Origin of the sequence: Dactylosporangium sp. NPDC000555 (genome assembly GCF_040300025.1) — a bacterium.
In the GTDB taxonomy this organism is placed as follows: domain Bacteria; phylum Actinomycetota; class Actinomycetes; order Mycobacteriales; family Micromonosporaceae; genus Dactylosporangium.
The window spans coordinates 30,184-56,058 of record NZ_JBEPDB010000061.1; the positions used below are offsets into that span (position 1 = coordinate 30,184).

The 25,875-nt window shown below is 73.5% G+C and carries 21 protein-coding genes; 11 read left to right on the forward strand and 10 right to left on the reverse strand.

The window, feature by feature from the left end; translation table 11 throughout:
* Positions 1-10: 10 nt before the first annotated feature.
* The 4 genes from hrpB to ABT297_RS29795 all read left to right on the forward strand — a co-directional run bounded on the left by hrpB (position 11) and on the right by ABT297_RS29795 (position 5,200).
* The gene (hrpB, locus tag ABT297_RS29780) at positions 11-2,329 is read left to right on the forward strand and encodes an ATP-dependent helicase HrpB (RefSeq protein WP_350555605.1); all 2,319 of its coding nucleotides are present in this window, start codon (positions 11-13) and stop codon (positions 2,327-2,329) included.
* Positions 2,330-2,407: 78 nt separating this feature from the next.
* Positions 2,408-3,688 carry a DUF1254 domain-containing protein gene (locus ABT297_RS29785; protein ID WP_350555607.1) on the forward strand — a complete coding sequence of 427 codons (1,281 nt, stop codon included), beginning with the start codon at positions 2,408-2,410 and terminating at the stop codon, positions 3,686-3,688.
* A gap of 110 nt (positions 3,689-3,798) precedes the next feature.
* Positions 3,799-4,359 carry a riboflavin biosynthesis intermediates N-glycosidase gene (gene ybiA / locus ABT297_RS29790; protein ID WP_350555609.1) on the forward strand — a complete coding sequence of 187 codons (561 nt, stop codon included), beginning with the start codon at positions 3,799-3,801 and terminating at the stop codon, positions 4,357-4,359.
* 136 nt (positions 4,360-4,495) lie between these two features.
* Positions 4,496-5,200, forward strand: coding sequence for a hypothetical protein (locus tag ABT297_RS29795; protein WP_350555611.1), 705 nt, complete (start codon positions 4,496-4,498; stop codon positions 5,198-5,200).
* 3 nt (positions 5,201-5,203) lie between these two features.
* Here ABT297_RS29795 and ABT297_RS29800 read toward each other — a convergent pair whose 3' ends face one another.
* Positions 5,204-6,688: an amino acid permease gene (locus ABT297_RS29800; protein ID WP_350555613.1), complete on the reverse strand. Its 1,485-nt coding sequence runs from the start codon at positions 6,686-6,688 to the stop codon at positions 5,204-5,206.
* Between the two features lie 104 nt (positions 6,689-6,792).
* On the opposite strand from ABT297_RS29800, the gene ABT297_RS29805 reads away from it, so the two are divergent.
* Positions 6,793-8,100: an FAD/NAD(P)-binding protein gene (locus tag ABT297_RS29805; RefSeq protein ID WP_350555615.1), complete on the forward strand. Its 1,308-nt coding sequence runs from the start codon at positions 6,793-6,795 to the stop codon at positions 8,098-8,100.
* On the opposite strand, the gene ABT297_RS29810 is transcribed toward ABT297_RS29805, so the two are convergent.
* The 4 genes from ABT297_RS29810 to ABT297_RS29825 are packed head-to-tail and all read right to left on the reverse strand — an operon-like array spanning position 8,059 to position 11,840.
* Positions 8,059-8,637: a GTP-binding protein gene (locus tag ABT297_RS29810; protein WP_350555618.1), complete on the reverse strand. Its 579-nt coding sequence runs from the start codon at positions 8,635-8,637 to the stop codon at positions 8,059-8,061. The two genes, ABT297_RS29805 and ABT297_RS29810, sit on opposite strands and share 42 nt — an antisense overlap.
* Positions 8,618-9,001 (reverse strand): DUF742 domain-containing protein, encoded by a 384-nt coding sequence (locus ABT297_RS29815; protein ID WP_350555620.1) that lies wholly within the window; start codon positions 8,999-9,001, stop codon positions 8,618-8,620. The genes ABT297_RS29810 and ABT297_RS29815 overlap by 20 nt, the downstream gene beginning before the upstream one ends.
* The gene (locus ABT297_RS29820) at positions 8,988-9,410 is read right to left on the reverse strand and encodes a roadblock/LC7 domain-containing protein (protein WP_350555622.1); all 423 of its coding nucleotides are present in this window, start codon (positions 9,408-9,410) and stop codon (positions 8,988-8,990) included. The genes ABT297_RS29815 and ABT297_RS29820 overlap by 14 nt, the downstream gene beginning before the upstream one ends.
* On the reverse strand, positions 9,411-11,840 hold the full coding sequence (locus ABT297_RS29825) for a sensor histidine kinase (protein ID WP_350555624.1): 2,430 nt from the start codon (positions 11,838-11,840) through the stop codon (positions 9,411-9,413). It abuts the gene before it with no gap.
* Positions 11,841-12,007: 167 nt separating this feature from the next.
* Here ABT297_RS29825 and ABT297_RS29830 point away from each other — a divergent pair, with 167 nt between their 5' ends.
* A complete protein-coding gene (locus tag ABT297_RS29830; protein ID WP_350555626.1) occupies positions 12,008-12,400 on the forward strand; it encodes a hypothetical protein in 393 nt (130 codons plus the stop codon).
* Between the two features lie 15 nt (positions 12,401-12,415).
* Here the strand turns inward: ABT297_RS29830 and ABT297_RS29835 are convergent, their stop codons facing one another.
* Positions 12,416-13,423, reverse strand: coding sequence for a bifunctional heptose 7-phosphate kinase/heptose 1-phosphate adenyltransferase (locus ABT297_RS29835; protein ID WP_350555628.1), 1,008 nt, complete (start codon positions 13,421-13,423; stop codon positions 12,416-12,418).
* A 66-nt stretch (positions 13,424-13,489) separates the two neighbouring features.
* Here ABT297_RS29835 and ABT297_RS29840 point away from each other — a divergent pair, with 66 nt between their 5' ends.
* Positions 13,490-14,599: an NAD(P)/FAD-dependent oxidoreductase gene (locus ABT297_RS29840; protein ID WP_350555630.1), complete on the forward strand. Its 1,110-nt coding sequence runs from the start codon at positions 13,490-13,492 to the stop codon at positions 14,597-14,599.
* Positions 14,600-14,611: 12 nt separating this feature from the next.
* On the opposite strand, the gene ABT297_RS29845 is transcribed toward ABT297_RS29840, so the two are convergent.
* Entirely contained in the window at positions 14,612-15,196 is a 585-nt protein-coding gene (locus tag ABT297_RS29845) for a helix-turn-helix transcriptional regulator (protein WP_350555632.1), read from the reverse strand.
* Positions 15,197-15,295: 99 nt separating this feature from the next.
* Here ABT297_RS29845 and ABT297_RS29850 point away from each other — a divergent pair, with 99 nt between their 5' ends.
* The 4 genes from ABT297_RS29850 (at position 15,296) to rpsT (ending at position 20,263) form a co-directional block, all read left to right on the forward strand.
* Positions 15,296-16,042, forward strand: coding sequence for an ABC transporter ATP-binding protein (locus ABT297_RS29850; RefSeq protein ID WP_350555634.1), 747 nt, complete (start codon positions 15,296-15,298; stop codon positions 16,040-16,042).
* Between the two features lie 61 nt (positions 16,043-16,103).
* A complete protein-coding gene (locus ABT297_RS29855) occupies positions 16,104-18,578 on the forward strand; it encodes an ATP-binding protein (RefSeq protein ID WP_350555636.1) in 2,475 nt (824 codons plus the stop codon).
* A gap of 65 nt (positions 18,579-18,643) precedes the next feature.
* The gene (locus ABT297_RS29860) at positions 18,644-19,876 is read left to right on the forward strand and encodes a L,D-transpeptidase (RefSeq protein WP_350555638.1); all 1,233 of its coding nucleotides are present in this window, start codon (positions 18,644-18,646) and stop codon (positions 19,874-19,876) included.
* 117 nt (positions 19,877-19,993) lie between these two features.
* On the forward strand, positions 19,994-20,263 hold the full coding sequence (rpsT, locus tag ABT297_RS29865; protein ID WP_350555640.1) for a 30S ribosomal protein S20: 270 nt from the start codon (positions 19,994-19,996) through the stop codon (positions 20,261-20,263).
* 755 nt (positions 20,264-21,018) lie between these two features.
* Here the strand turns inward: rpsT and ABT297_RS29870 are convergent.
* The 3 genes from ABT297_RS29870 to ABT297_RS29880 all read right to left on the reverse strand — a co-directional run.
* A complete protein-coding gene (locus ABT297_RS29870; protein ID WP_350555642.1) occupies positions 21,019-22,617 on the reverse strand; it encodes a hypothetical protein in 1,599 nt (532 codons plus the stop codon).
* Complete coding sequence (gene holA, locus ABT297_RS29875) at positions 22,614-23,591, reverse strand: DNA polymerase III subunit delta (protein WP_350555644.1); 978 nt, start codon at positions 23,589-23,591, stop codon at positions 22,614-22,616. The genes ABT297_RS29870 and holA overlap by 4 nt, the downstream gene beginning before the upstream one ends.
* A gap of 4 nt (positions 23,592-23,595) precedes the next feature.
* Positions 23,596-25,875 (reverse strand): ComEC/Rec2 family competence protein (locus ABT297_RS29880; protein WP_350555646.1); only part of this gene is annotated, 2,280 nt, incomplete at its 5' end.

A 25,875-nucleotide genomic window follows, 5' to 3' on the forward strand; every position in this document is an offset into this window, starting at 1 on the left:
GGATGTCCGCGTGGGAGAACCGGAGCTGCCCGTCGCCGCGGTGCTCGACCGGGTCGTCGGGGCCGTGGAGGCGGGCGCGACGGTGCTCGTCGCGCCGCCCGGGACCGGGAAGACGACCCTCGTGCCGCTCGCGCTCGCCGGCGGGCTCGGCGGGCGGATCGTCGTCGCGGAGCCGCGGCGGATCGCGGCCCGGGCCGCGGCGCGCCGCATGGCCGAGCTGCGCGGCGAGCGGGTGGGCCAGACGGTCGGGTACTCCGTGCGCGGCGATCGCCGGGTCGGCCGCGACACCCGGGTCGAGGTGGTCACCACCGGACTGCTGGTGCAGCGGCTGCTCGCGGACCCCGAGCTGCCCGGCGTCGGCGCGGTGATGATCGACGAGTGCCACGAGCGGCACCTGGACACCGACCTCGCGACCGCGTTCCTCGTCGAGGCGCGGCAGACGATCCGGCCCGATCTGGGGCTGCTGGCCGCCTCGGCGACCGTCGACGTGCGGCGGTTCCGGGAGATCCTCGACGCCGCGGTGGTCGAGGCCGACAGCCCGCTGTTCCCGCTCGAGGTGCGCTGGGCGCCGCCGCGCCGGCCGCACGTCGGGGCCGAGCCCGCGTTCCTCGACCATGTCGCGCAGACGATCAGGGCGGCCTGGCGGGAGACGAAGCATGACATCCTGGCGTTCCTGCCCGGCGTCGCGGAGATCGAGGGTGTACGCCGCCGAATCCCCGAGATCCCGACCGTCCCGCTGCACGGACGGCTCCCGGCGGCGGCGCAGGACGAGGCGCTCACCCCTCGGGGTGCACGACGGGTGATCGTGGCGACCGCGGTGGCCGAGAGCAGCCTGACGGTCCCGGGCGTGCGGGTCGTGGTCGACGCCGGGCTCGCGCGGGTGCCGCGCACCGACCTCGCCCGCGGGCTCGGGTCGCTGGCGACCGTCCGGGTCTCCCGGGCCGGCGCCGCCCAGCGGGCCGGGCGCGCCGCGCGGGAGGGGGCCGGGGTGGTGTACAAGTGCTGGTCCCCGGCTGACGACGAGCGCCTCCCGGCGCGGCCGGAGCCCGAGGTGCGCACCGCCGAGCTGACCGGGTTCGCGCTGGCGCTGGCGTGCTGGGGGCGGCCCGACGGCACGGGGCTCGCGCTGCCGGACGCGCCGCCGGAGGCCGCGCTGCGGGTGGCCCGGGAGACGCTGCGGGCGCTCGGCGCGGTGGACGAGCGGCTCGAGGTCACCGAGCGCGGGCGGCGCATCGCCCGGGTCGGGGCGCATCCGCGGCTCGCCCGGGCGCTGCTGGACGGGGCGCCGATCGTCGGGGCGCGCAACGCGGCCGAGGTCGTGGCCGTGCTGGCCGAGGACGCCCTGCCGACCGACGACCTGGCCGCGGCGCGGCGGACCACGGACCGGTGGCGGGCGGAGGCCGGCCTGCTGTACCGCATGATCGAGAACCCGGTCGAGCGCGACACGAGCGCGGACCGGGCGGCGGGCATCATCGCCGGCCTGGCATACCCGGAGCGCATCGCCCGGCGGCGCCGCGACGGCTACCTCATGGCCGGCGGCACCGAGGCCGAGCTCGCCGGGGGCTCGTCGCTGCAGGGCCACCCGTGGCTGGCGATCGCGGCCGCGGACCGGCCGGCGGGGCGCGTCAACGCACGCATCCGGCTCGCCGCCGCGATCGACGAGGACATCGCCCGCGAGGCCGGCGCGGCGCTGCTGTCCACCGCGGACGAGGCGAGCGCCACCGGGGTACGGCGGGTCGAGCGGCTCGGCGCGATCGTGCTGTCGCAGCGGCAGATCGGCGCGGCGCCCGCGGAGCTTGCCGAGGCGGCCCGGCGGGAGCGGCTGCGGCGCGAGGGCGTGCCGTGGACCCCGCTGCGCCGCCGCCTGGACTTCCTGCACCGCGTGGTGGGCGCGCCGTGGCCCGACGTGAGCGACGAGGCCGTCATCGAGTCGATGGTGGACGGCACCGACCTGCACACCGCGCTGCAGGCGCGGCTGCCGTGGCCGCAGGCGAAGGACCTGGACCGGCTGGCGCCGGAGCGGCTCGCGGTGCCGAGCGGGTCGGCGGTCCGGCTCGACTACGCCGACCCGGAGGGGCCGGTGCTCGCGGTCAAGGTGCAGGAGATGTTCGGGCTGGCGCGCACGCCGGAGGCCGGCGGGCGGCCGGTGCTGCTGCACCTGCTCTCCCCCGCCGGACGCCCGGTCGCCGTCACCCGCGACCTGGCCTCGTTCTGGCGCACCGGCTATCCGCAGGTGCGCGCGGAACTCCGCGGTCGCTATCCGCGTCACCCGTGGCCCGAGGACCCGACTACCGCACCGCCCACGCGGAGGGCCAACCCGCGCCGCTGACCCAACGCCCACCCCCGGCCTCACCCGGCCGTCACCGGCCCGCACCGGACGCTGGAAGGCAGGACGAGGAGGCTGCGGATGACAGACGACCTGCCCACGCTGGCCGCCGAGGCGTACGGCTACGGCTACCCCCTGCTGCAGGACCTGCGAGCCGTCGGCACCGCATCCGTCTTCAACGCGTTCACGCACCAGCGGGGCGTTCCCGACACGCCCAACGCCAATCCCGACGTGCTGTACTCCATCGCCCAGCTCGACCTGTCCGGCGGCCCGCTGTGGCTGCGCGTGCCCGACACCGGCGGCCGCTACCACGTGGTCCAGTTCGTCGACGCGTGGACGGACAACTTCGCGTACGTCGGCAGCCGCACCACCCCCGACGAGGAGCGCGAGTTCCTGCTCGTGCCGCCCGGCTGGGCCGGCCGGGAGGCGCCCGCCGCCGAGGTCATCCGGGTGCCGACGATGATCACCACGCTGATCGCCCGCTTCGGCGTCGGGCCCGGCGTGCACGCCCTGCAGGATGCCCTCACCATCGACCGGATGTACCCCCGCGTGTCCCTGGACGGCCTGCCCCGCCCGCAGGCCGGCGTGCCGGACGAGTTGATCTTCCTCGAAACGCTGCGGCGCAGCCTCGCGGCGTTTCCGCCCTCCCCGGCCGAGCGCCGCTACCAGCGCCGGTTCGCGCCGCTGGGACTGTTCGACGGCGGAAACTCGCCGTATCCGACCATGCCGCGCGAGCAGCGCGCCGCGATTCGCGAGGGCCTCGAGCGCGGCCGCGAGGCGCTCGAGGAGGCGGCCACGACCGAGCACGCCGCGCTGGTCAACGGCTGGACGAACGACCTGCACACGTTCGACTACAACCTCGACTACTTCGAGGTCGGCACCGTCGACGCCCCGCAGTGGACGCTGCCGGACCGGGACACGGCGCACCACGTGCGCGCGGTCGCGGCCCGCACCCGGCTGTGGGGCCACCACGCGTACGAGGCCGTGTACCCCACCGTCCACAAGGACCGCGAGGGCGTTCGGCTGACCGGCGCCCACGCCTACACGCTGCGCCTGGACCCGCCGCCGCCGTCGGCGGGGGGCTGGTCGCTGGCGATGTACGACGGGCCGGGCTCCCGCCTGGTCCCCAACGAGCTGGACAAGCACTCGGTCGGCGCCGGGACGCCCGGCCTGCGCACCGAACCCGACGGCTCGGTCACGATCCTGATCCAGCCCGACCGCCCGGACGACCCGGCGGCCGTGCCCAACTGGCTGCCCGCGCCGCGGGGCGAGTTCCACCCGGTGCTGCGCGTCTACGCGCCCGCGGACGCGATCCTGCGCGACGAGTACCACCTGCCCCCACTCGTGGAAACAGCCCGTTGAACCGCCGACCCCGCGAGGGGGCGGGCTGACGGTGACGGGTGATCCGGCCCACCACCGGGGCGGGTGATTTCCCGACAAAACCGGTGGCGAGGATCGGGCAGACTCGGTGCATGTCCGCGCCACCGTCCTGCACCGCCGAGCTGCTCCGGCTTATCGAGTCCGGGGTCCGCGTCAAGTACCTGCACTTCTGGGGCCACCACCCGCGACCCGGCGGGACGATCGGGGCGAGCTGCCTGAGCCAGTGGTGGCCGGCCGCGTTCGAGGTGGACGGTGTCCGGTTTCCGTCCGCCGAGCACTACATGATGTGGCGCAAGGCCAAGCTCTTCGGCGACGACGCCATCGCCACGCGGGTGCTGGACGTTTCGCATCCGAATGAGGCGAAGACCCTCGGCCGGCGGATCGCCGGGTTCGACGAGGAGGCCTGGGCGCGGGAGCGGTTCGGCATCGTGGTCGCCGGCAGCATCGCGAAGTTCGCCGCCCACGACGACCTGCGCGCCTTCCTGCTCGGCACCGGCGACCGGGTGCTCGTCGAGGCCAGCCCGCTGGACCGCGTCTGGGGCATCGGCCTGGCCGCCGGCGACGCGTCCGCGGACGAGCCCGCCCGCTGGCGCGGCCTCAACCTGCTCGGCTTCGCCCTCATGCACGCCCGCTTCGAGCTGGCGGCCCGGTGAGCGGCACGGAGCGAAGCCGCGCATGCTCTGGGTCGATCAGCGCGAAGCCCCATCGAGCCAGAGCGGGCGTTGTGGCCGCTCACAATAAACGCAGGTTCAGCTCATGCCGCGGCCGGAGCGAAGCGGAGGTTTCGGCGTGAGCGGCAGGGAGGAGATCGAGCCGCTGCCGGGGTGGCTGGCCTGGCCGATCCGGGTGCTGGCGGTCATCTTCGTGGTGCCGTTCAAGCTGGCCTGGGACCTGCTCACGATCGTCATGCGCTTCCTCTGGCGGTACGTCGGGATCCCGATCTGGGAGTACGTGCTGTACCCGGTCCTGTACTACGGGCTGTGGGTGCCGATCCGCTGGATCACGGTGCACGTGCTGTGGCGGCCGCTGGTCTGGGTGGCCGAGCACATCCTGGCCCCGCTGTTCACGGCGCTGTGGAACGCGCTGGTGTGGTTCGTCCGCGCGCTCGGCCCGTTCTGGCGCGTGCTCGGCCGGGTGCTGCTGGAGATGGTGAAGGCGGTCGGCTGGGCGCTGGACCTGCTGTACCGCTACGTCCTGTACCCCCTCGGCCTCGCCGTGAAATGGGCGACGATCGCCTTCTACCGCTACCTCCTGCGCCCGATCGGGTACGTCCTCGCGTTCATCGGGATCTACCTCGTGGTCCCGGTGGCGAAGGCGGTCGCTTGGGCCTGGAACCACTCCGTGGTCCTGCTGTGGCGATACCTCGTCGTCATCCCGGTGTCCTGGGTCTGGCGGACGCTGGTGGTCCCGCCGGCCAGATGGGTCCGCTCCGCCGTGCTCCGCCCGATCGCCGAGACGACCCGCCGCGTCCTCGCGACCCTGGGCCTGCGCTGAAGGTTACGACGATGACGGCGTCGCCGGCGCCGACCGGTGCCCCGCCCGCTCGGCGGCCAGGTTGGCCCGGCGCATGCCGTAGGAGAAGTACAGCACCAGCCCGGCCGCCATCCAGACGAGGAACCGCACCCAGGTGATCACGGGCAGGTTGAGCATCAGCCAGACGCTCGCCAGCACGCTCACGGCGGGCAGCCACGGCACCAGCGGGGCGCGGAAGGCGCGGGGCAGGTCGGGACGGGTGCGGCGCAGCACCGCGACGCCGATCGAGACGACCACGAACGCGAACAGCGTGCCGATACTGGTCAACTCGGACAGCTCGGACAGCGGCACGAACGCCGCGAGCACCATCACGACCGCGCCGGTGATCGCGGACATCACCCACGGGGTGCCGTAGCGGGGGTGGACCTTCGCGAGCACCGGCGGCAGCAGCCCGTCGCGGGCCATCGCGAAGGAGACCCGGGCCTGGCCCAGCAGCAGCACCAGGATGACCGAGGTGATGCCGCAGACCGCGCCGAGGGAGATGAGGTCGGCCGCCCAGCCCTGCCCGGTCAGGTCGAAGGCCTTGGCCAGCGGCGCGGCGGTGTTCAGCTGGCCGTAGGGGACCATGCCGGTGACCACGAACGACACGGCCATGTACAGCACGCCGCAGATCACCAGCGAGCCGATGATGCCCCAGGGCACATCGCGCTGCGGGCGGCGGGTCTCCTCGGCGGTGGTCGCCACGACGTCGAAGCCGATGTACGCGAAGAAGACGATCGACGCGGCCGCGACGACGCCGAACCAGCCGAAGTGCTGCGGCGTGATGCCGGCGAGCACCTGCAGCAGCGGCGCGTCGCCGCCGGACTCCTTCGCCGCGGGCCGCGCCGGCGGGACGAACGGGGTGTAGTTCGCCGCCTTGACGAAGAACAGGCCCAGGCCGATGACGAAGAGGACGACCGCCACCTTGATGAGCACCAGCGTGCCGGTCACCCGGCCGGAGAGCTTGGCGCCGAGGATGGCCACGGCGGTGAGCGCCACGACGATGAACGCGGCGCCGAGGTCGGGCCGGGCCAGGTCGCCGGCGAGCCAGGTCGGCAGGTCAAGGAGCTCCTGCAGGTACGCCGACCAGCCCCGCGACACCACGGCCGCGCCGAGCGCCAGCTCCAGGCAGAGGTCCCAGCCGATGATCCAGGCGATGAACTGGCCGAGGGTGGCGTAGGAGAACGTGTACGCCGACCCCGCGACCGGCACCGTCGAGGCGAACTCCGCGTAGCACAGCGCCGCGAGCGTGCACACGACGCCGGCGAGCGCGAACGACAACACGATCGCGGGCCCCGCGTTGCGGGCCGCCTGCTGGCCGGTGAGCACGAAGATGCCCGTGCCGATGATCACCCCGACGCCGAAGACGGTCAGGTCGAAGGCGGAGAGATTCTTGCGAAGCCTGCGACCGGGCTCGTCGGTGTCCCGCATCGACTGTTCGATCGACTTGGTGCGAAAGAGCGACGACATGCCCTCGACATGCCCGCAGGACCACCCTGCTACACGTCCGCGGCCTCCCGCAGTACCATTAAACCTATCTCTTAAATAGGATTTCCGAGGAAGGGCGGTGAACGATGGGGCGGACGGGCACCACCGTCGTGGTAGGCGGCGGCTGTAGCGGGGCGCTGGCGGCGATCCACCTGCGCGACGACCCGGCGCGGGAGGTGGTGATCGTCGATCCGGCGCCGTTGCACGGACTCGGCCGCGGCGCGGCGTACCGCACCACGGACCTGGCCCACCTGCTCAACTCGCGCGCGGCGGCGATGAGCGCGCTCGCCGACGCCCCCGACGACTTCGTCGCATGGTGCCGCGAGCAGGGGCTTTCCATCGGCCCGGCGGACTTCGCGCCGCGCTCGGTCTACGGCGACTACCTGCACGACCGGCTGCGCCGGGTGTCGTTCGCCCACGTGCGCGCGGTCGCGACCCGGGTGCGGCCGGACGGCGCGGTCCTGCTGCGCGGCGGCGGCGAGATCCGCGCCGACCAGGTCGTGCTGGCGCTCGGGCACGGTGCGCCGGCCGGCCCGCTGGCGATCACCTCGGCGGTGCGGACCCACCCCTACTATGTGGGAAACCCGTGGACCCCGGGCGCGCTGGACCGGGTGCCGGGCGATCTGCCGGTACTACTGATCGGCACCGGCCTGACCGCGCTCGACGTCGCCCTCACCCTGCACGGACGGGGCCGGCGGGCGCCGTTGCTCGCCGTGTCGCGCCGCGGGCTGCTACCCCAGCCGCACCTGGAGCGCCAGCCGGCCGGGGACGCCGCGTTCGCCTATCACGGCACCGGCCTGGCCGGGCTGCTGCGCGCGCTGCGGGAGTACGCCGTCACCCAGCCGGACTGGCGCTCGGCCGTGGACGCGGTCCGGCCACAGATCGACCGCCTGTGGTGGCAGCTGTCCGTCGACGCCCGGCGCAGCTTCCTGCGCCACGTGGCCGCGTACTGGGAGGTGCACCGTCACCGCATGGCACCGCCGATCGCGGAGAAGATCCGGAGCCTGCGCGACAGCGGCGCGCTGACGGTCCGATCGGGGAAGATCCGCGCGATCCGCCGCGGTGAGCGCGGCTTCGTGGTCACCATCGACGACGCGGCGATTCCGTTCGGCGCGATCGTGAACTGCACGGGTCCGGGCGGCGCGGCGACCAGCACGCTCGGGCGGGCGCTGCTCGACGACGGCCTGGCCAGGCGCGACGCCACCGGCATCGGCTTGGACGTGGACGGGCTGGGGCGGCTCATCGACCGTCACGGCGAGCCGATCGAGCATCTCTTCGCGGTCGGCCCGACCCGCCGCGGGGCCTGGTGGGAGACGACCGCGGTGCCGGAGATCCGCGCCCAGGCGAGGGATCTAGGCCGCTATCTGCTTACGCGTCATCACGTGCTCAACTAACGCGATCAGCACGTCCTTGACCGAACGGCGATCGCGGGCGTCGCAGAGCACGACCGGCACCTCCGGATCGAGGTCCAGCGCCTTGGCGATCTGCTCGGAGCTGTGCTTCTGCACGCCGTCGAAACAGTTCACGGCGACCAGGAAGGGGGTGTTGCGCCGCTCGAAGTAGTCCACCGACGGGAAGCAGTCGTCCAGCCGCCGGGTGTCGGCCAGCACCACGGCGCCGAGCGCACCCAGGGCCAGCTCGTCCCACAGGAACCAGAAGCGGTCCTGGCCCGGGGTACCGAAGAGGTACAGCACGATGTCCTGATTGATGCTGATCCGGCCGAAGTCCATCGCGACGGTCGTGGTCCGCTTGGCCTCGACGCCGTGCACGTCGTCGATACCGACGCCGACGTTGGTGAGCACCTCCTCCGTCTGCAGGGGACGGATCTCGCTCACCGCGCTGACGAGCGTGGTCTTGCCGACGCCGAACCCGCCCGCGATGAGGATCTTCACCGCGAGGGGGACGTGACCGTCAGAGCGCTCGGAGGCCATTGACAACCGCCTTGAGGATGCGATCGTCGGGCCGCTGCGGCCCGACGGACTGGTCGTACTCCGGTTCGTGCATCTCGATCAGCCCCTGCTGGAGCAGGTCGCCCAGCAGCACGCGCACGACGCCGAGCGCGAGATCGAGGTGAGAGGCGAGCTCGGCGACGGACACCGGCTCGCTGGTGCGCGCCAGGATCGCGCGCTGCTCGGGCAGCAGGTGCAGCTCGCCCGAGCCGTCGACCCTGCTCACAACGAACGCGACCAGGTCGAAGGCGCCGACGGCAGGCTTGGCTCGGCCGCCCGTCACGGCGTACGGACGCACTACCGGGCCGGCGTCGGAGTCCAGCCAGTCGTGCTCACCCTGCGGCATCGTCGGAGACGCCCGGTCGCGACGGCGCGGTGAGGTACTGCCCGACCCTGGTCACCAGCATCGCCATCTCATAGGCGATCACGCCGATGTCGGAGTCGGAGGCGCTGAGCACCGCTAAGCACGCGCCCTGTCCGGCAGCGGTGACGAACAGGAACGCGTCGTCCATCTCCACGATGGTCTGGCGGACGGCGCCGCCCTTGAACTGCCGCCCCGCGCTGCGCGCCAGGCTCTGAAACCCGGAGGCCACCGCCGAGAGGTGCTCGGCGTCGTCGCGGCCGAGCCCGCCCGACGCGCCCATGAGCAGCCCGTCGGCGGAGAGCACGACGGCGTGCTGCGCCGACTCGACCCGCTCGACAAGGTCGTCGAGAAGCCAGTCGAGCTTGCCGGTCCGACTTGTCGAGTGCGTCACCTATACGTCCCTTTCCGGTGTGTTCATGGCCGTATCGTCGATCGGGGTCTGCCCGGCATCGCGCCGGCCGCGGGTGAACCCGGCCTGCAGCGATGTCATCATGGCGCGGGTCTGCTCGGGCGAGCGCCCACCGACCGTGGTTGTCGCGAACTGCGTCGCCGGGATGCCGTCCACGGTCAGGTCGTCCTCGGACCGCTCGCGTAGCTGCGGTGCGAGACTAGCCTGACGGCGGCGGCGCGGCAGCCCGTCATCGGTGAACGCGGGGGTCGCCGTCCGCTCGTCGTACGGTTGCCGCTGCGCCGGTATGGCGGGCGCGGCCGCCTCCGGCACGGTGACCGGCTCGGAGACCACGACCACATTGGAGACCACGATCGCGTCGGGGACGACGGACAGGTGTGACGACGGTCTGACGTCGGCGAGCGTCGGGCGCACCGCGTCCGCGGGCTCCAGTTCCAGAACCGTCTCGGCGGCCATCCGGTGCTCCTCCGCCGGCGTCGGCGCGGTGAGCTCGTGCGTCGCGCCGGTGATCAGGTGCGGCGGGATGAGCACGACCGAGGTGACGCCGCCGTACGCCGAGGCGCGCAGCGTGACCCGCACCCCGTGCCGCGCGGCGAGCAGCGCCACGACGAACAGGCCCAGCCGGGCGCTGTTGGCCGGGTCGAACTCCGGCGGATGCAGCAGCCGCTGGTTGGCCTCCTCGATCGCCTCGGGCGCCATGCCCAGGCCGCGGTCCTCGATCTCGATCGCGTATCCGTTCGGGACCAGCTGCCCGCTGATCTGCACCCGGGTATGCGGCGGCGAGTACGCCGTGGCGTTCTCGATGACCTCGGCGAGCAGGTGGATGACGTCGGCGACGGCGCGGCCGACCAGCGACGCCTCCGGCAGTGCCAGGAACCCGACCCGCGCGTAGTCCTCCACCTCGGAGACCGCGCCCCGGATGACGTCGACCATCGGCACCGGGTTGCGCCAGCCCCGGCCGGGTGTGGCGCCGGCCAGGATGACGAGGTCCTCGGCGTGGCGGCGCATGCGCGTGGCGAGGTGGTCGACGCGGAAGAGGTCCTCCAGCTCGTCCGGATCGGATGTGCGCCGCTCCATGCGGTCCAGCAGGCCCAGCTGGCGGTGCAGGAGCGTCTGGCTGCGCCGCGCGATGTTGAGGAAGACCTCGTTGAGCCCCTGCCGCAGCTGGGCCTCGTGCGCGGCGGACTGCACCGCGGTGCGCTGCACGGCACTGAACGCGTTGCCCACCTTGCCGATCTCGTCCGTGCCGTACTCCAGCGGGGGCGCCGCGGCCACCACGTCGAGCTGCTCCCCCTTGCGCAGCCGGGCGACGAGCTCGGGCAGGCGCACATCGGCGAGATCCTGCGCGTCCTGGCGCAGGCCGACCAGGCGGCGGATCAGCGAGCGGCCGATCCGGATCGACAGCAGGATCGAGACCAGCACCGCGATGAGGCCGAGCACGCCGGCGGCGACCAGGCGCAGCACGATCACGGTGCCGACCGGGCCGGCGTTGGCCACGATCACCTCGCCGAAGCGCAGGTCCATGTAGCGCAGCTGCTCGACGAGCTTGTCATAGCCCTCGCGCCAGGCGTTCACGTCGATCGGCAGCGCCGCATTGGGCCGCGCGTCCGACATGATCTTGTTCTCGAGGTCCTGCACCCGCCGGTAGGAGTCGCTGGCGGCGATCGGCCTCCAGAGCTCCCGGCCCTCGGCGGGCAGTTCGACGACCGCATCGGCGTAGGTGAGGCGCTTCGCCCCGATGACCGCGATCAGGTCGGCCAACTCGCGATTCTGGAACTTGCCGGCCGCCGCGACGCCGTTGATCAGCGCGTCCTCGCGGGAGAGCAGGTCACGGCCGCGGCTGGCGGCGATGACCGTGCGGGCGTTGCGGTTCAGCTCGGCGTTGCTGATGCCGGGCAGGGCGTTGTACCAGCGGTAGATCGCGTCGATCGGCCGGTTGTACACCTCCATCGCCTCGGTACGGTCCACCTGCCCGAGCGAAATGGCGGTGCGATCGGTGGTGAGCTTGTCGAACGCGGCGACCACCTCCTGCAGCCGGCCGCGGGCCAGGTCGGGAATCGCGTCCTGCAGGCTGGGGTCGTCGACGCGCCGGCGGAAGTCGGCGAGCACCCCGTCCACCTTGGCCCGCTGGTCCTTGAGCGCCGTGGTCTCGGGCCGGTCCTCCTGACGCCCGATGGCCAGGAACACCTGCGTCAGCTTGCGCTCGCGCTGCAGCTCGACGATCACGTTCTCGGAGGGCTTACCGCTCAGCGCGTAATACGTCTGGCTGTCGAACAGCTCCGCCGCGGCGCCAGCGGTCAGGGTCGTCGCGAACACCCACATGACCACGAGCGAGGCCAGTGGCGGCAACAAGAGCGTGATGATCTTCGTGCGGATCGACCAAGTGCGGATTCTCCACGAAGGACTCTTCATGCAGTCGGTTCCTCGCTGGGTCGCGGGGCAGGGATGGCGCCTCGGGCATGATACGGACACCGAGCGCCGGAAGTCACCCGTAAGTGTGTTGGGGGTAGAAACCGGTCTCGTCCCCTATCTCGCCCTTTGCCCGGTGTGGGCGACCCGTCCCAGGGCAACCCGGCCGCATGCGGGTTGCACGTTGGGTGCTGGCGATCACGGCCTGGACCATCTGCGCGGCGGCGCTCAGCGCGTTCAGCCTTGGCCGGGTCGGCACGACCCGCGACGCGCTGATCAAGGCCACGCGACCGGCGCCCGGCGTGAGCCCGCCGGCCTCGCCGTCGCCGTCCCCGGGCTCACCGAAGCTTCTGCGCACGCCCGGCGGCAACGTGATGGCCGGGTGCGACAAGGGCCAGGTGCTGGTGCAATACCTCCGCCCGGCGGCCGGATTCCACATCGTGAGCGCGGACCGGGCGCCCGCGCCGCAGTCCCGGGTCACGTTCAAGACCGACGGCCGGGAGGTGCGGGTGGTCGTGAACTGCGCCGACGGCGAGCCGCACGCCGAGATCACGCTGGGCTGACCCAGGGCTGACCCATCAGGCGATCTCCCGCTGCAGTACACCCATGTTCTCCGGCACCACGGCCGTGCCGACGCCGCGGATCGCCATCGAGGCGCAGCGCTGCGCCACGTCCGCCGCCTCGGCCAACCCGGCGCCGGCGAGCCGGGCCAGCACGAACCCGGCGAGGTAGGCGCCACCGGCGCCGGCCGCGTGTGCGACGCGGGCTGGCGGCGCGGCGATGCCGACCGTCTCGCCGTCGAGGCTCATGACGACCGATCCCTCCGCGTCGAGCGTCACCGCGACGACGGCCGCCCCGGTGCGCCGCAGCAACTGGCCGCGGTCTCGCTCCCGGTCGAACTCGGCGGCGGAGCCCTTGACGGCGCGGCCCGGCTCGCGGCCCAGCACCCGGCTCGCCTCGTGCCTGTTGGGCGTCACCAGGTCGGGGCCGACCGCCGCCCACGGGGCGAGGTCGTGCGCATCGACGGCGAGCAGCGGAATGTCGAGACGGCGGGCGGCCAGCAGCGCGCGGACCTCCCGCCCGAGCGCGCCGATGCGGTGGTCGCAGACGACCACCGCGTCCGGGCGCGGGTCGGCCCGCAGCGCCTCGTCGAGCCGGCGCGCGAGCGTCTCGGTGGCGACCGGGCTCAGCGGGCCGGTGTCGCCGTCGTCGAAGCGGACCAGGACGTACTCGTCGGCGACCACGCGCCGCTTGGTGACCGTGCGCCGCCCGACCGCGGTCACCAGGCGGTCGGTCACGCCGCTGTCCCACACGCAGGTGCGCAGGCGGGCGCCGGCGTCGTCGTCGCCGACCGCGCCGATCAGGGTGGTCCGCGCGCCGAGGGCGGCGAAGTTCGCCGCGGTGTTCGCCGCGCCGCCGCACACCTCGCGGGTGGTGTCGAGCGCGATCACGGGCACGGGGGCCTCGCGGCTCAGCCGGGTGGGGGTACCACAGAGCCAGCCGTCGAGCAGCGCGTCCCCGACGACGAGCACAGTAGCGTCGCGCCACCCGTCGGCCAGCGCGGCAAAGTTGCCTGAGGTTTGCACCGGCCGCCGTTACCCGGCTCGGCGCGCTTCATTCCCTGCGACAATCGGGCTATCGAACGCGCAGACGTGGCGATCATCGGCGGGGGCATCGCCGGCCTGGCCCTCGCCGCCGAACTCGCCGAACTGGATGGCCGGTTGGTCGAGCGGTCGGGCGGCGCCCGGCCGGAGCGGCGCATCGTGCTGCTCGAACGGGAGAACCAGTTCGCGTACCACACGACGGGCCGCTCGATCGCCGCCTTCGCCGAGAGCCTCGGCAGTCCGCAGCTGCACGCCGTCACCCGCGCGTCGCGCACGATCCTCGACACACTCGGCGCCGAGTCGGGTACGTCGCTGCTGCGCACCCGGCCGGTCGTGTGGGTCGCCGACGAGGCCCGCCTCGACCGCCTCAACCGGCTGCTGACGGGCAACCCGGCGCTGCGGGCGGTCGACTCGGCCGCCGCGCAGACCCTGTGCCCCGTGCTGCGCGAATCGGCGGTGGCCCGGGCCGCGGTCGAGCGCACCGCCCAGGACGTCGACGTGGAGGCGCTGCAACAGCAGTACCGCAACCGCGCCACCGCCGCCGGCGCCGTCCTGCGCACCGCGATCGGCCTCGAGACCGGCACCCGCGATGCGGACGGCTGGCACTTGACCACCGACCGCGGCGAGCTGCGCGCCGGCCGGGTCGTGAACGCGGCCGGTCCGTGGGCCGACGCCGTGGCCGGCCGCCTCGGCGCGACCCCGGCCGGCCTGACCAACCTGCGCCGCACCGTGGCCATCGTCTCCGCCGAGCGCATCGGCCCGGCCTGGCCCCTCGTCATGGACGTGGGCGAACGCTTCTACTTCCGGCCCGAGCGCGGCGGGCTGCTGGTCTCCCCCGCCGACGAGACGCCGTCCCCGCCGACCGACGCCGTGGCCGTGCCCCGGGACGTCGGCCTGGCGGTGGAGCGCGCGACGGCCGCCACCACGCTGCGCCTGCAGCGGGTCCGCACCAGCTGGGCGGGCCTGCGCACCTTCGCGCGCGACCGCGACCCGATCGTCGGCCCGGACCCGCGGCACGAGGGGCTCTACTGGTTCGCGGCCCTGGGCGGCACCGGCATCCAGACGGCCCCCGCCCTGGCGAGGCTGGCGGCCGCGCAGCTCCTCGACGAGCCGTACGAGATTCCAGGCCTGCGGCTGGAGACGCTGCTGCCCCGTTGAGCGAGCGCCGGGTCACGCGCTCGCCGAGAGGTCCCCGGACATCGGGGCCTGGCGGGCCGGGGGCGCCGGCAGCGCGCCCTCGGTGCTCAGCAGCGTCCGATCCGCGTCGTCGACGAAGGAGAGGTCGGCCTCCACGTGCCGGCTCGCCGCCGACAGCAGCAGGACCACCACCGGATCGGTGGTCTTGCGCCGCAGTCCGTCCAGGTTGCGCAGCTCGCGCATCAGGTGGGTGCGCTGCTGGCCGAGCACGGTGCGTACCGTATCCGGATCTCCCGACCGGGCCGCGGCCGTCACCTTGAGGAAGAAGTCGTCCCGGAAGCCGCCGTTGCGCGGGGACGCCTCGCCCAGCCAGCGCCCCAGCTCCTCCCGGCCGCCGTCGGTGATCTCGTAGACCACCCGGTCGGGCTTCACCGCCTGGGCGTGCCGCTGCGAGATCACCATGCCGTCCCGGGACAGCCGGTCGAGGACCTGGTAGAGGTGGCCGATGTTCAGCGGGCCCCACTGGGGGCCGACCGCCGCCTCGAAGGCGCCCTTGAGCTCGTAGCCATAGCTCGGGCCATGCGACAGCAGCGAGAGCACCGCGTGATGGATCGGCATGCCGAGAGCCTACCCATTGCATTGCGACAATGTATTGGGACAGAGTATCCACGTGATCCCATTCGTGCTCACCGCCCGCCTGCTCGCCGAGGAGTGACCATGCCCGAAACGACCGGGGCCGCGCTGACCGTTGAGGGGCTCACGAAGAGGTTCCACACCGGCGAGCAGGACATCGTCGCCGCTGACGAGCTCTCCCTGTCCGTCGCCGCGGGCAGCTTCACCGCGGTCACCGGGCCGAGCGGCTCGGGCAAGTCGACGCTGCTGCATCTCATCGGGGCGATCGAGTCCGCCGACGCGGGTTCCATCGTCGTCGACGAGGTCGAGGTGACGGCGCTGCGGCGGCGCCGGCTGAGCGAGTACCGGCGCACGGTCGGGTTCGTCTTCCAGCGCTACCACCTGCTGCCCGCGCTGACCGCCCTGGACAACGTCATCGCGCCGGTGCTGCCGTTCAAGGTCGCCTTCGACAAGCGGGCGCGGGCCCGCGAACTGCTCGACGCGGTCGGGCTCGCCGGCCGCGAGCACTCGCTGCCGGCCCAGCTCTCCGGCGGCCAGCAGCAGCGGGTCGCGATCGCCCGGGCCCACATCGGCACGCCGCGGCTGCTGCTGGCCGACGAGCCGACCGGCAATCTCGACTCGGCCAACAGCGGGCAGATCCTCGACCTGCTGCTGGAGCTGCGCGAGGAGCGCGGCATGACGGTCCTGCTGGCCACCCACGAGCGGCACATCGCGGCGCGCTGCGACCGGATGATCCGCCTCACCGACGGCCGGCTGGTCGAGGACATCGACCTCACCGCGGGCGAGTCGCCGGAGTCGACGCTCGCGCGCGCCACCCAACTGCGGCTTTAGCCGCAGTTTGCACCTTTTCGCGGGTACGATCGGTATCACGTGCTTGCGGGTTGGGGGTGGTATGCCGCAACTCGATACGGGCGTGCTCACGCACCCCGAGCGGCTCCGGGCCCTGCGCCGCGCGCGCCTGCTGCTGACCTCGTCATCGACCCCGGTCGACGGCCTGGTCCGGCTCGCCGCGCGCTCGGTGGTCGCCCCCGTCGGCCTGCTCACCCTCGTCGACGACGAGCGCATTCACGTCGTCGGCCGGCACGGCCTGCCGCCGGACCTCGACCGGGTGGGCGCCGAGCCGGCGACGAACTCGTTCTGCCAGTTCGTGGTCAGCGAGGACAGCCCGCTGGTCGTCCGCGACGCCCGCGAGCACCCGGTGCCGCGCGACCTCGGCGTGGCGCACAGCCGGAACATCACGGCGTACCTCGGCCAGCCCGTCCACGACGTCAGCGGCCACACGCTCGGCGCGGTCTGCGTCACCGACTCGGTGCCGCGGCACTGGACCGACGACGACATCGCCGCGATCGCCGAGTGCGCGGGCCTGCTGGAGGTCCTGCTCGCCGCCGAGACGTCCCGCGAGGACATCGCGCTGGCCGCGGCCGAGACCGACGCGGTGCTGGAGACCGCGCTGGAGGCCTTCATCGCGATCGAGCTGACCGGCGAGATCACCCGCTGGAACCGGGCCGCCGAGCGCACCTTCGGCTGGTCCGCCGAGGAGGCGATCGGCCAGCACGTGCACGACCTGATCATCCCCGAGCGGTTCCACGCCGCGCACCGCGCCGGGCTGGCCCGGCTGGTCCGCGGCGGCCTGCCGCGCCTGATCGGGCAGCGGCTGCAGCTGTACGCCGTGCACCGCTCCGGCACCGAGTTTCCCGTCGAGCTGACGCTCAACGTCGTCGACAGCCCGCTGGGCCCGCACGCCCACGCCTTCATCTACGACATCAGCGAACGGGTCATCGCCGAGCGGCAGCTCGCCCGCGAGCGACACTTTCTCAGTGCCCTGCTCGACAACCTCGACGCGGGCGTGGTCGCCTGCGACGAGCGCGGCCGGCTGATCCTGTTCAACCGGGCCATGCGCGAGATCACCGGCCACGACGCGAACTTCTCGACCGCCGAGGCGTGGACAGGAGAGCGCGGCGCACCCGGCGGCGGCACGATCCTCGGCGACGAGATGCCGCTGACGCGAGCGTTTCGCGGCGAGCACATCCGCGACGCCGAGGTCGTCATCCACCTGCCGGACCGCCCGCGCCGCTCGTTCACGGTCAACGCCCAGCCGATCCGCGACGGCGACGGCACCCGGCTGGGCGCGGTCGCGGCCCTGCACGAGGTCACCGAGCGGCGCCGGGCGCGACGGCTGCTGGAGTGCGAGCTCGCCGTGTCGCGCATCCTGGAGAACGCGGCCACGATCGAGGCGGCCGGCCCGGAGCTGCTCGAGACCGTGGCCCGCACGCTGCACTGGCCGCACGCCGAGATGTGGCTGGTCGACCGGGTCGGCAACGTGCTGCGCAACGCGGCGATGTGGACCGAGCCGGGGTACGAGATCCCGCCGCCCGACCTGCTCGCCCCGGGCAAGGGCGTCTCGGGCGTGGCATGGGAGACCGGGCAGCCCACCTGGGTGCCGGACATCTCCGCGGTCGGCAGCCGGCTCAACGTGCCGTCGCTGGCCGAGCACGGGCTGCGGGTCGGCCTGGCCGTGCCGATCCGCGACGGCACCGGGGTCACCGGCACGCTGAGCTTCTTCGGCGACGCCGCCGAGCAGCCGGAGCAGTCCCTCATCGCGCTGCTGTCCGGCATCGCCGCGCACGTCGGGCAGTTCCTGGAGCGCCGCCGGGCGGAGGACCTCGCCAAGCAGCTGGCCCGCACCAAGGACGAGTTCATCGCGCTGGTCGGCCACGAGTTGCGCACGCCGCTGACGTCCATCTCGTCGTACACCGAACTGCTGCTGCACGACCACGACGACGAGACCACCCGCGCCCAGTTCCTGGCCGTCATCGCCCGCAACGCGGAGAACCTGCGCGCGATCATCGACGACCTGCTCGACCTGGCCGGCCTGGAGAGCGGCTACGTGACGATGGTCGAGCGCCCGCTCGACTTCGCCGCCGTGGTGCGCGAGGTCGCCGACGCCAACGCGCGGGCGGCCCGGGAGAAGGACCTCGACGTCTCCGTCCGGCTGCCCGGCGGGGCCGCGCCCGTGTCCGGCGACCTGCCCCGGCTGCGCAAGGTCGTCGACCACCTGGTCACCAACGCCGTCAAGTTCACTCCGGCCGGCGGCCGGGTGGAGATCCGCCTCGACAGCGACGCGGCCGGCGTCACGCTGCGGGTGGTCGACACCGGCGTGGGCATTCCCGAGGAGGAGCGGTCCCGGCTCTTCGAGCGCTTCTTCCGCGGCTCGAACATCCGCAACCAGGGCGTGCCCGGCACCGGCCTCGGCCTGGCGATCAGCCGTACGGTCGTGGAGCGACACGGCGGCACGATCACCGTCACCGACCACGGCGACAAGCCCGGCACGACATTTGTGGTGCGCCTCCCCGCGTACTGCCCCTGACTTGTGCCCTTGGAACCGTCGGGCAAGCTGGATGCATGCGCGTTCGTTGGATGACATTGCTCCTGGTGAGCGGGCTGGGACTCAGTGCGTGCTCCGGCTCCGGCACGGCATGGAAGAGCCCCGGCGGCGACAGCTCGAAAGCACCCTCCTCCGCCGTGCACATCACGTCGCCGGCGGACGGGGCGCAGGACGTCCCGACCGCACTCGACCTCGTCTTCTCGGCCAAGACCTCGGCTTCGGCGACGGTGACGCTGAAGGACGACTCCGGCGCGACGATCACCGGTTCGCCCGCACCCGCGTCCCCCACCACCGCTTCGGCCGCTGCCTCGGCCCCCGCCTCAGGCCCCGCCTCGGCCCCTGCCTCGTCCGCCGCTTCGTCGCCCCCCGCGGCGGACAGCGTTCGGTGGATTCCCGACAAACAGCTCAAATGGGGCACCGGCTACACCGCCACCGTCACCGCTGACGGCGCCACCAGCAGCGTGAAGTTCACCACCATGGCCAAGCCCGCCACGACACGGGTGACCAGCCAGGTCGGCGACCATCAGGTCGTCGGCGTGGGCATGCCGATGATCCTGCAGTTCGGGGTGGACATCCCGAAGAACAAGCGGGCCGACGTACAGCGGCGGCTCTTCATGTCCTCCGACCCGCCGCAGGAGGGCGTCTGGAACTGGTTCAGCTCCAAGGAGATCCACTACCGCCCGAAGGAGTACTGGCAGGCGGGCACGAAGCTGACCCTGCGCGCGGCGCTCGGGGGCGTCTCGTTCGGCGGGCAGTCCGGCAAGGAGACGTACGGCGAGCGGGACCTCACCGTCGACGCCACCGTCGGCAAGCGGCTCATCATGGAGGTCGACAACGCCACCAAGAAGATGACCGTGACCGAGGACGGCGTGCTGCTCAAGACCATGCCGGTGAGCCTGGGCAAGCCGAGCAGCCCGTCCGACAGCGGCAACTTCATCGTGATGGTCAAGAACGAGTGGGAGTGGTTCGACTCCTCCACCTACGGCGTGCCGGTGGACTCCGCCGACGGCTACCGCACGAAGGTCCAGTTCCCGCAGCGCATCACGTGGAGCGGCCAGTACATCCACGCCGCCCCGTGGTCCGTCGCCGACCAGGGCAGGCGCAACGTCTCGCACGGCTGCGTGAACATCTCGCTGGAGCTGGCCCAGTGGCTCTACGGCGTCACGCACATCGGCGACCCGGTGATCGTGAAGGGGACCGAGGAGCGCGTGAAGTACGGCGACGGATGGACCGACTGGGAGCTCCCATGGGAGCAGTACGTCAAGGGCAGCGCTCTCTAGAGCCCAGTTTTGGCTGGCCGAGGGGGACCTGGTAGCCTGATTCATCGCGCACGGTGACGCGTCGTTGTTCCATGCGCCAAGGAAACCCAACCCGAGCTATCAAGACGAGGCTGTCGCGTGGCGAACATCAAATCCCAGATCAAGCGCAACCGGCAGAACGAGAAGCGCCGCCTGCGCAACAAGTCGGTAAAGTCGTCGCTGAAGACGGCCATCCGCAAGTTCCACGAGGCGACCGCTGCCGGCGACAACGAGACGGCCACCGCGCTGCTTCGTGACGCGTCCCGCAAGCTGGACAAGGCCGCCAGCAAGGGCGTCATCCACAAGAACCAGGCCGCCAACCGCAAGTCGGCGATCACCAAGAAGCTGAGCACGCTGACCTCTGCCTGACGGCTCCGCCGCCAGCGCTGCCGCACTGCGAAAAGCGCCGCCCACCCCAGGTGGAGCGGCGCTTTCGCCGTGCTCACGCCCCCACCGCCGGCACTGCTGCGCTCCTTCGCCGCGCGTGGGTTCGTGGGCGGCGGCGCCTCCGCGTCCCGCCACCGTTGCGCCGGGCCTGCACGACGCGGCTTTCCGCACCGCCGCGAACGCCTTCCTCCGCACACGCTCGAGCCGCAGTAGCGCTGACTCTGCCTGCAGCCACGGTCACCCACGCTCCCCGCCGTCCTCGCAACCGCGCCACCGCAACCCCGCCACCGCAACCCCGCCGCCTTGCGGCCCCGTCACCGTCGCCGCGGGGCTTTCGCCGCGCCCGTCGGCGTGGTGTTCGCGCCGTCGCACCGCACCGCCGACGGCGAGCTCGTCCGCGTGCGCCGGCCCGGCGGGACGATCGGGCTGCTCAGCTGGACCCCGGCCGGATTCGTCGGGCGGCCGTTCGCGGCGATGAAGCCGATCAGCGCCCCGCCGACGCTCTGGGGCGATCGCCGTCGTGGCCGTGCCCTCGCCCCGCAACGGCGCCGGTCGAGCCCGCCGACTCGGTTCCCGTTGCTGAGACGCCGACAAAAAAAAGTGACCTTGGAAGATCCCGGCGAGGCCGTGGGCTTCCAAGGTCACAGCACCGACACTCGCATGCCGGATAAATCGGAACTATCGGTTGCGTGCCGCACCCGCGGGCGGGCGGCGGATCGAAGTTCTGTCTGCTCTCGTCAGGCGAAGCGGCCCTGGTTGAGGCCGCCCGTACGCTGCCGGGCAAGGTCGTCGTCCGACCGCCACTGGCGGTCCGCGTGCCGTCCGGTCGCGAAGTGGCCCGACGTGACGTTGTCGGTGTCCTCCGACCGGCGCCGCCCGGGGGGCTGGTGCCGCGCGTGCCGGCCGGCGGACTCGCGACTCTGCGGGCGCCACTCCCCGTCCCGGGCGTGCCCGTCGTCGAACCGCCGGCGCTCGTCGCCCGCGGTGCCCTCGTACCCGCGGTGTTCCGTCGCCGCACCGCCGAAGTGCCCGTAGCCGCCCGCGGCGTCGCCGGAACGTCCGTAACCGTCGGTGGTGTCGCCGTAGCGGCTGTAACCATCGGTGTGGTCGGGGTAACCGTATGCCGCCGCGCGCTGCGCCTCGCCGCGGGCCGCCAGGTCGCGGGCCGCCTGCTCGTGGCCCACCTGGCCGAACGCCGGCCGCGCGCCGGTGTGCTCGCCGGTGTGGTCCGCGGCGTAATCGGGCGCGCCGCCCTCCCAGCCGTTGTACGGGTCCCAGGAGGGCTGCGAACGGGCGCTCCCCCACGCCGCCTGGTCCGCCCAACCGGCCTCGTCGTCCCAGTCGGCGTGCACCTGCTGAGGGGCCTGCTGAGGCGCTTGCTGGAATGCGCGGCGCGCGGCGCTCTCGTCGCCCCACGCCGCCCGGTCGCCCCACACGGTCTCGTCGCCCCAGTTCGCCGGTGCGGTGGCGCCCGCCGAGGCTGTGCTCCACGCGGCCCGGTCGCCCCAGCCGCCGGTCTCGCCGGGCCAGTCCGCCTGAACATCGGGCGCGGCCGGGCGGGCCGGCTCGGCGGCGCGCCCGGCCCACGGGTCCTGGGCGGGCCGCTCGCTCCAGCCGGACGGGTGCAGGGGGCGCGACCGCTGGAACCCGTATGCGTCAGTGTCCGTCCACTCGTCGCCGGGCGCGACCGTGCCGGCCGGCTCCTCGGCCGCCGGGGCGGGGACGGCCGGGGGCTCGTCCGAGGCCGGCGAGATCCCGTGGCCGCCGTCGGCAGCGTGGCGGACGCCCGCGCCGGGGCCGCCGTCGCGGGCCGGAACCGAGATCTTGATGACGCCGACCTTCTTGCGTTGCGCCGGCGGCTCGACGGTCCGGGCGCGCACCCCGGTCGCGGTGCCTGACCCGGTGGCGTCCGATCCGGCGGTACCCCCAGATGCCGCCCGACCGGCGCGGGCGATCTCGGCGCGGTCCAGTGCGGTCGCGGTACGCCGGGAAACCGATGGCGCCTCGCCGGTTCGGGCATCCGAATGCACCCGGGTGGATGACGCTCGATCGGATGAACCGCGCTCGGCGGGCCGGACCTGAACTCGGGCCTGAACGCGCGCCCGGCGTGAGCCGCCGATCACCATGTCGTTGACCTTGACCATGATCGCCACGACGGCCGGCAGGACCGGCACCGCCCACCAGCTGACCAGTTCGGCGAGTGCCAGCAGCACCCCGACGGCAATCATGCACTCGAACAGCAGGAAACTCACGAACCCGCCCACGTACAGGTGCCGAAGCCGCAGCGCACGGACATACAGCGGCGCTTGGTGCGCAACCCCGTTGCTCGTCGTCATCGTCCTATTCCTCCACCGCGTGCAGCGACCACTGCGAACACCGCCCGCTCGAGCGCGTAACCGCGGTCATCGGATCCACCCTTCACGGCGGCATTGCACTCCGCAGCCGCCCGCATGGCATCAACGAGCGCCTCGGCCGTCCAGCCACGGGCTTGGCGCTGCGCACGTTCGACCTTCCACGGAGGCATTCCCAAACTCCCGGCGAGTTGGTATGCGCCGCCCTTCCCGGCGGCGGCGACTCGAGCGACGGTGCGGACCCCGTCGGCGATGGCGTCGGCGATCGGCACCGGGTCGACGCCGACGTGCAGGGCCCACCGCAGCGCCTCCAGCGCGCCGGCCACGTCGCCGACCATCGCCGCGTCGGCGACCGTGAAGCCGGAGACCTCGGCGCGGCCCTTGTAGTACTGCGCGACGATCTTCGCGTCGATCCGGCCCCCCGTATCGGCCATGAGCTGCGAGCAAGCTGCGACGATCTCCCGCAGGTCGTTGCCGACGGCCGCGAGCAGCGCCTCGGCCGCGTCCTCGCCGATCTTGCCGCCCTGCCGCCGGATCTCGTTGCGCACGAAATCGACGCGCTCGCGGTGCTTGGTGATCTTCGCGGCCGGCACGACGTCGGCGCCGGCGGACTTGAGGCCGTCGGCGAGCGCCTTGCCCTTGGCCCCGCCGGCGTGCGTGACCACGAGCACGACGTCGTCCTCGGGGTCCTTCGCATACGCGACCAGCGCCGCCGACACGTCCTTCTTCGCGTCCTGGCCCTGGTCCACGACGAGCACCCGCCGCCCGCCGAACAGCGAGGGGCTCAGCATCTCGGCCAGCTCCCCCGCGACGAGCTCGCCGCCGGGTCGCCGGCGCACCTCGGTCTCCGGGTCTTCGGCCCGGGCGGCAGCGATGGTCTCGGCGACGGCGCGGGCGACGAGCAGCTCCTCGTCGCCGATCACCAGGCGAAGGCGGGGAAGATTCGACACGCCAGCCATCGTGTCACGCCTTGCGGACCGCGACCGCCAGGCGACCGTCGCCGTCGCGCAGCACGGCCAGATCGCCCTGCAGGTCGGTGCGCAGCACCTGCGCCCCGCCCCGCACGAGCCGGGCCAGCAGCACGGGGCTGGGATGCCCGTAGTCGTTGCCGGCTCCCACGCTGACCAGCGCGATCCGGGGCGCAACGGCCTCCAGGAACCCCTCGTCCTGGTAAGCCGAGCCGTGATGGGCGACCTTCAACACATCCGCCCGCAACAGCCCAGGATCGTCCGCGGCACGCAGGCTGAGCTGCTCCTCGGTCTCCGCGTCGCCGGTGAGCAGCAGCCGGAACCCGCCGGTCGCCACGGCCAGGACCAGCGAGTTGTTGTTCGGATCCGATCGCGTGCCGGTCACGGGCTGGACCGGGCCGAGGACCGCGACGCGGACCGGGCCGACGTCCAGCACCGCGCCGGCCGGCCCGCCCACCCGGGACAGGCCGCGCCCGAGCACGGCGGCCCGGCCGGCCGCGGGCTCGGCGAAGTCCGGGGCGAGCAGGGCGTCCACCCGCCGCCCGCGCAGCACCCCGTCGAGGCCGCCGATGTGGTCGGCGTGGAAGTGGCTGAGCATGAGCAGCGGTACCCGCCGAACGCCGAGTCTGCGCAGGCACCCGTCCACCGCGTCCGGGTCCGGTCCGGCGTCGACGACCACGGCCGCGCCCGGCCCGGCTGCCACGGCGAGCGCGTCGCCCTGCCCGACGTCGCAGGCCACGACCAGCCACCCGGGCGGCGGCCACCCCGCGGCGAGCAGGCGCACCGGCACGGCGCCGAGCACGGCCGCGACGGCCGTGACGAGCGCCCAGCGGCGTACGGCCGGCCGCCGGGCCGCGAACAGCGTCACAGCGACCAGCGCGCCCAGCAGCAGCCCGCCCCAGGTCCCGCCGGGCCACGGCAGCAACCCGGCCGGCACGTCCGCACCGCGATGGGCGACGAACACCAGCCAGCGGGCCGGCCACGAGGCGAGCCAGGCCGCGAAGGCGGCGGCGGACGGGGCGAGCGGCGACAGTACCGCCGCGAAGATGCCCAGGATCGTGGCCGGCGCGACCACAGGCTCCACGAGCAGGTTGGCCGGGACGGTGGTCAGGCTGACGCTCGCCGAGATCGCCGCGATGACCGGCGCGCACGCGGCCTGCGCCGCGGCCGGGACGGCGAGCGCCTCGGCGGCCACCCGCGGCCAGCCCCGCGCCCGCAGCGCCTCCGTCCACCGCGGCGCGATCAGCACCAGCCCGCCGGTGGCCAGCACCGACAGCGCGAACCCGGCGTCCACCGCCAGCTCCGGATCGACCACGACGAGCGCGAACACCCCGGCCGCGAGCGACGGCACCGCCGCCCGCGGGCGCCCGAGCGCCAGCGCGACGAGCGCCAGCCCGCCCATCGCCGCCGCGCGCAGCACGCTGGGCGACGGCCGTACCAGCACCACGAACCCGGCCAGCGCCAGCACGCACACCACGGCGGCGACCCGCGGCCCGGCCCGGCACCACCGCACGACCGCGAGCACCAGCCCCACGATGATCGCCAGGTTGGCCCCGGACACGGCCGTCAGGTGCGTCAGCCCGGTCGTCTTGAAGTCGTCCGCCAGCGCCGGATCGAGCCGGCTGGTGTCGCCGACCACGAGCCCCGGCAGCAGCCCGCCCGGCTCCGGCGGCAGGCCGAGGCACGCCCGCTGCAGCCCGGCCCGCAGCGTCCCCGCGGCCCGCTGCACGAGTGGCGCGCCCCCGGCGAGCGTGGGCGCCCCGGCAACCGAGGCGAGCGCGGCGCGCAGGTCCCCGCCGTCCGCCGGCGCCAGCCGCCCGTCGGCCTCGGCCGCCTGCCCCGGCAGCAGTCCGAGCCACCCGCGGTCGCCGGCGAGCACGAGCACCCGCGCGGAGACCGCGATCCGCGCGCCGTCCGCGGTCGACAGCCAATCCAGCTCGGCCTGCACGACGACGGTGGCGTCCCGCCCGGCACGCGCCCGCCCGAGCCGAGGGTCATCGGTGATCCGCAGCCCCATCCGGACCGTGGCATGCCGCGCGGCGAGCCCGTGCAGCGGTTCCGCGTCGCGCTCCCCGACCCGCGCCGCGGTGGCCGCCGCGCCGCACGCAACCCCGGCCGCGACCGCCGCGACAATCCATCTGGTACCGCGGATGCCCCGCCCGGCCACCGAACCCCATCGCCGCGCGGGGACCGGCCCCAAAGGCCGCCCGGTATGGATGCCCCGCCCGTCCGCCGAGACTTGTCGCGGCGCGACGCCCGGCCCACGACGCTGCCC